Source organism: Streptomyces laculatispora, from assembly GCF_017353455.1.
Lineage (GTDB): Bacteria > Actinomycetota > Actinomycetes > Streptomycetales > Streptomycetaceae > Streptomyces > Streptomyces laculatispora.
In genome coordinates this window covers 1-6,419 of sequence record NZ_JAFMPZ010000373.1, presented here as the reverse complement: position 1 = coordinate 6,419, position 6,419 = coordinate 1, and the positions used below count along the sequence as shown (strand labels likewise).

The 6,419-nt window shown below is 72.4% G+C and carries 1 protein-coding gene and 1 pseudogene; one reads left to right on the top strand and one right to left on the bottom strand.

Annotation, left to right across the window (positions count from 1 at the left end; genetic code table 11):
- Positions 1-215: hypothetical protein (locus J1C73_RS19485; RefSeq protein WP_207317535.1), on the bottom strand; the 215-nt coding region annotated here is incomplete at its 3' end.
- 7 nt (positions 216-222) lie between these two features.
- On the opposite strand from J1C73_RS19485, the pseudogene J1C73_RS19480 reads away from it, so the two are divergent.
- A pseudogene (locus J1C73_RS19480) lies at positions 223-6,419 on the top strand (hypothetical protein); the annotation flags it as partial.

Genomic DNA, 6,419 nt, shown 5'->3' with positions numbered 1-6,419 from the left:
TTCAGGGGGATGGTGCGGACGCCGGTGGTGGAGGCCGTGGACGTGCTGTCGAACGCGGCCGCCTGACGCTGCTCGTTGTTGTGCGGCGGCATACGGCTGCCCGCGCCGAACAGCGCGGAGGGCCTGGGCCGCTCCAGTTGCAGCTGTACGGCCAGCGAGCGCGGCCGGCCGTTGACGTCCAGGGTGATCAGGTGGCCGTCCCTGCTGAGCAGCATCAGACGGTTGTCCTGGAGCGCCTGCGGGGACAGCAGTTCGGCCAGTCGGCCGCGCTCGCTGGCCGTACAGCTGCAACTGGAGCGGCCCAGGCCCTCCGCGCTGTTCGGCGCGGGCAGCCGTATGCCGCCGCACAACAACGAGCAGCGTCAGGCGGCCGCGTTCGACAGCACGTCCACGGCCTCCACCACCGGCGTCCGCACCATCTCCCTGAATCCGCTCTCGAACACCTTCAGCCTGATCAAGGGCTTCCTCACCGGTCTGCCCACCGCGTTGAGCTTCAACATCACCCATCAGCAGACGAGCCTGTCGACGACGGTGAGCAGCGCCGTCAACTCCACCAGCCTGCTGCGCAGTACGGAGCCGGCCAGCCCCTTCGACTACACCGCGCTGGGCCGGGTGCGGGAGGCTTCCTCACCCCCGTTCCAGGAGATCCCGCCGGACCGGGCGGGTGTACAGGAACTCGGCACGGTGTCCGCGTGGTTTCCCGAGCACCTGGCCGTGCCCGGTCACGGCACGGAGAACGGCAACGTCTTCCGCCAGGAGGACTCCGCCGGCTTCCAGGCGCACCTGAACGATTCGCCGCTGTGGGTGATGGACTCGATGTCCGATCCCGGCAGCCTGCTGCGCGCGGTGCGGTCCCGGTTCGGCGGCCGGCTCGACGGTCTCGGGCCCGGGTCGCTGGCCGCCGTGCAGAAGTACTTCGGCGCCGAGCACCTGCTCGGGGCCCTCCCCCTGCAACGGACGACGGACAACCCCGGCGGCAGCACGGGTACATGGTCACCGGTCCTGCTGGACGAGCGCGGCAACGCCGTCGGCATGTTCAGGGTCACCGCGGAGGTGACCCGCCGTGAGGGCCAGGACATCCGGGTCGGTCCGAAGTACAGCCTGGAACGCTTCCTGGAACGTCAGCTGAAGACCGACTCGCTGGCGAAGGTGTCCCAGGCGTACGGGGTCGAGGGCGGAATCGGCGGGGCGTTCAACAAGAAGCCGGACGAGGTGGACAAGGCGTTCCGGGACTTCCACCTGGGCGGCTCCGTGCAGCCCAAGGGCGGTTACAGCGTTCAGAAGGACCAGGGGCTCGGCGCGGGCGCCACGCACGGTGTGACACACAACATCCGCACCAACGGCGGACACGTACTCACCCCGGCGAACGTGGTCTACAGCGTGGAGTTCATCGCCGCGGACGGCACACGGACCACCCCCGAGGCGATGCCGGTGACGCCGGTGCGGCTCCGGACGCTCACCCCGCAGACCGCGCGGGGCAGCCGGCCCACGGCCGGCACACAGAAGCAGGCGCCCACGGAAGTGGCGCGGCTGGACGCCATCGGCCTCACCACCACTCCGCTGCGGGTGCACGGCGCGGGCGTCACCACGGTGTTCGACCGGGCGCACGGCTGGCTCCGCGACAACGCCTACCTCCCCAGGCCGGGCGAGCAGGACGGCACGTTCATGGACGAACGCCTGGTCAAGGCCCGTCTGGAGAACCTGCGCAAACTCTCCATGCTCGGCTCGCAGCACGGCCTGCTCGGCACCATGGACGAACTGGTCGACGGCGGCCTCGTCCTGCACTTCAGCAAGCCCGTGCCCGGCGGCGGCGTGGACCGCGTCCAGCTCCGCTTCACCCTGGACCGCGATCCCCGGGACACCGCTCCCCCCACCCATCTCACCTCACTGAGCGACGTCCACCTGCCCAGCATCAGCAGCCTGTCCGTGCCCGGAAGCAGCCAGCAGGCGTCCGGCAGCTCCGGCACCTTCCAGCTCGGCGCCCAGCTCACCGGTTTCGCGCCCGGTCATTTCAGGGGCGGGCTCACCGCGGACTACAAGGGCACCTGGCAGACGACGGACACCTCGACGGCCGGCGCGTCGGTCTCGCACGCCCAGATGATCAGTACGACCCAGCAGAAGACGGAGGTCTTCCGGGTCCCGGCCGTGTTCGGGGTCGAGATCACCGGTGGATCCGGGCCGCTGCCCACCGGTCCGTTCGCCTCGGGTGATCAGCCGGTGTTCGTCGACCTGGCGGTGCCGGAGAAGCGCACCGAGGGTTCCTCGGAGGCGTACGGGGAGGCGGTGCTCCAGCCGCCGGGTACTCTGCTGCCCCCGGCCCAGGAGACCTTCCTGCTGCCCGACAGCTCCCTCGTCGACGTCGTACGCGGCAGCAAGCAGCTGTACGAGGCGGTCGACGCGATCCTGGCGGACCTCTCGACGCCCCCGGTGGAAGAGGAGTCCGCGCGGAACGGCCAGAACTCCCCCGCGCAGCAGCAGACCGGGCCCCTCGCGACGCAGACCTCGGAGCCGGAGCCGTCGCCCATACCCGGCGCGTACCCGCAGGAGAACGCGGACGACATCGAGCTGAACGACCTGAGCAACGCCGGGGGGTTCGGCATCGGCCCGACCCTGCCCCTCAGCACGGAACGCCCGGTGACCGCGGCCCCGGCCAACGCCCCCTCGTCGTCCTGGTGGGCGGCGGCGACCGGTGCCGCGAGGTCCGTCGTCGACTCGGTTCTCTCCATGGCCACGGTGGTCCGGCAGACCGTGTCCACCGGCGACCGCTCCGACCAGGGCCTGCTGCTGCACGAGGCGCTGCACGCGCAACTGGCGCCCGCCGCCCTGATGTCGCGTGCGCATCAGATGGTAAAGGGGATCTTCGTCATCGACGACCTGTTCGTGCCAGGGGTGTCGGGCGGCACCGACCTGGTCGTCGAGGTACGGGCCGTACTCACCAATCCGCAGGACCTGGGCACGGTCCGGCAGTACGGCGAGACGGACCTCGGTGCCACCGACAGCGCTTCGCACCAGGTCACCGAGGTCACCTCGCACGAAGGCGGCCCCGGCTTCACGATGAAGTACGGCCAGAGCCGGGCGGAGGCGGAGCAGGCCGCCGCCCAGCCTCCCGGCACCGGGCCGTCCGTGCCCGGTGCGGCGAAGCCGACCACGGGCGGCGCGGGCGGCAAGGGCGTCTACGGGCGGGGGAACAGCAGCTCGGTGACGACGTCGGCGTCGACCAATACGACGCGCGTACCCGTGGAGGACGGCACCCACCACCGGATCAGCGCGGACATCACGTACGAGGTGACGGTCCACCGGGGGCACCGGCGGGTCTCTCCGCTGAACGAGACCGCGGCCTCGGTGACGCGAACGGTCCATGTGCCGGGCGGCATCACGTTCCTCGCCACAGCCGATCAGCTTCGGCGCGGCGGCACGATGCTGGAGTGGATCGCGGGCGAGGAGACCGGGGCGCCCCGCCCCGCCAACGCCCGGCTGCCGTACCGCTTCGTCGAGCACGGCGCGCTCGGACTCGCGGCGGTGCTGGAGGCGACGCCCCTGGCGGAACCGCTCCCGGTCCCCGTCACGGACCCGAATCCGCATCCGAATCCGGCCCAGGCCCAGGCCGACGAGACCTCCCCGGAGCAGACCTCCGCCGAACAGACGGCCGAGGAGCAGGAGCCCGTGAACACGGAGCGGCCCCGCCCCACCACCAACGAGGACCCGCGCCGGCCCCATCTGCTGCGCGAGCGGCTCACCGGCCTGGTCGAGCAGCACGCGCCGGGCAGCCTCATCCCCGGCCACCGAAACTACGTACCCGGGCTCGCCCAGCGCATCGCGGACTACACCTCGCCCGCCGCTCTCGGCGCGCTGCCCGGCCGTGGCGAGGGCGGGCCGCTGAGTTTCGGCTTCCCGTACACGGGCGGCCTGACCACCCGTACCGTCACCCTGCGGGTGCACGGCAGGCCCGCGTGGACGAAGGAGCAGCTCCGGAGGGTGCCCGGTCGCAGCGGCGGCCCGGGTGCGGGGGTGGAGAACTACTCCGCCCACTCCCCCGCGAACGTCACCGAGAGCCGGGGCCGTACCACCCGCTGGGGCTTCACACTGCCGGGCAGCATCGTGGTGCCGACGTCCGAGGAGACGTCCCGCAAGGCGACCTTCAGTCCTTCCGGGAGCGGCTCGACGACCCGTTCGGACACCGTGAGCACGACACTCACCGCCGAGGACCGGCTGTGGCAACGCGTCGAGGGCGGGAACGAGTTCACTCTCGGATACGTCTTCGCCGCCGACCTGCACATCGAAGGTGACGACCCCCTGACCCGTCCGTCGACGGACGTTCCCGGACGGGTCACCCTGCGGTTCGCCGGGGACCACGCCCAGCAGCAGACCCTGGCGCCCCGGCCGACGGAGGAGCTGCTCTCCCATGGGGTCGCCTCCGAGGACCCCACGCTCTTCGGCCCGCTCGCCACGGAGACACCGCTCCGGCCGACCGGCAACGAGGTCGCGTACGCGCTCAGCAACCAGCACGACCTCCTGAATGCCGTGCGGGAGCTGGCGCCCGAGCTGGCCGGCGAAGGCCTCGGCTCCGGAAGCTCGTCCGAGGCTGCGGCGGTGCGGCTGACCGAACTGCTGCACGGGGGGACCATCACCGTGGACCCGGTGCGCGCGGCGGCCGGAGCGGGCGGGGCCGTCACCGGGACCGCGAAACACCCCCGGGTCACCCTGTCCACGCGGGTGTTCCGGCCCCGGCTGATCGACACCACCAAGAACGTGACGGTCGACCGGGTACGGGTGACGGGCTTCAGTACGACCTCCGGCTCCTCGACCTCCCGCAGCAGCGCCTTCACCCTGGGCGTGTCCGGAACCCTGAGCTCGAAGGGCGGCTTCGACTTCGGCGGATCGGTGCCCCTCCTCTCGAACCAGTCCACCCCGGGCGGTCAGGGCGGCGGGGTGTCGGCGCTCGCCCGGCACTGGGAGAAGACCGGCACCGCGGGCGTGCCCGGGACCGACCAGGGACTGCGTACGTACGAGGTCGAGGTCGACACCGTCACCACGTTGACCGGCCCGACCGGGGAGGTGCGGTACGCGACGGGCACCGCGTTGCTGCGGGTGTCCGAACGCGATCTGCTGGGCCTCGGCGTGTTCTCCGAAGCGCACCGGGGCGAGGGGGTGTGGGACCTGTCGGCGCCGGACGTGCGCGACCTGGCTCCCTCACAGGTCGCACAACTGATCACCGCCTCCGATGACGTCCTGCCGTCGGGAGCCGTTGTGCAGCTGTGGCTGGATCTGGGGACGGACCCCACCCCGGCCGCACGCGTCGAGGCGCTCTACCGGGCGCAGTCCATCGCCGAGGAGAGCGGGCAGACGCTGGAGCTGGCGCTGCGTGACGGCGACGGAACCCGTGTCTGGACCCTGCGCCCGGACAGCACCGTGTTCCCCGACCGCAACGGCGCGCAAGCACAACTCAACCAGGCCCGAGCGCAGTTGAGCCTGTTCGAGGACGAGCACGGCCGGCCGCCCAACCCGGACCCGGACCCGCGGGAAGCGCTGCGGCGGGCCACCGCGGTCCGTGCCGCCGCCGAGCTCCGCCTGCACCGGGCGCGGCAGGCGCACGCGGACCAGCAGGCTCTCGTGGCGGGCCTCGACCGCACGGAGACCGAGGCACGCGACGCCCTCCGGGACGCCACCCGCATGCTGGAGTCCACCCGTGAGCGGCTCGCCGCGGCGGCCCCCGGCCGGGTCGACGCACTGGCCCGGCGCCAGACCATGCTGCTCGACGCGCTGGCCCAGCTGGAGCGGGACGTCACGGCGTACGACGATCTGCGGGCGGCGGCCCGGTCCAGGGACGAGGCGGGGACCGGGCTGGAGCGGGCGACGCGGGCCGAGGGCACCGCGCGGCTGGAGCTCCAGTGGCACGAGGCCAGGCAGGACGTCGACCGGGCGAACGCGCGGCACATCGCGGCCGGGGTGGAGCTGCTCGCGCTCGGCGCCGGGATCGCGCAGGCGCACCAAGCCGGCGGCGCCGGGGTGCCCGGGCTCCAGGTGCCGCCGCTCTCGGACCCGACCACCCAGTCGCTGGCCTCGCTCACCCCTCAGTGGCCCGCTCCGCGAGCCCCGGGCGAGAGTACGGCGCCGCCCGTGACGGCGACGAACGGCTCCCGCAGGAGGGGCGGGCGGGCGGAGAATCCCGTGCTTCCGCACGAGGTGGCCGCGTTCCACGAGACGGCGACGGCCGCCGTGCACACCGAGCGTTTCGACCCGAAGCGGGTGCAGACCCGTCGCGAGGCGGGACGCCTCGACGGTTCGCTGACCCTGATCCGCAACCATGTGCGCCGGATGCGGCTGCCGGACGGGCGGACGGTCCGGCAGTTCTTCGTGACGCTGCCGGTTCGGCTCACCGACGGGCTGAGCGCGCAGGACCTGGCGGCGTTGCAGACCCG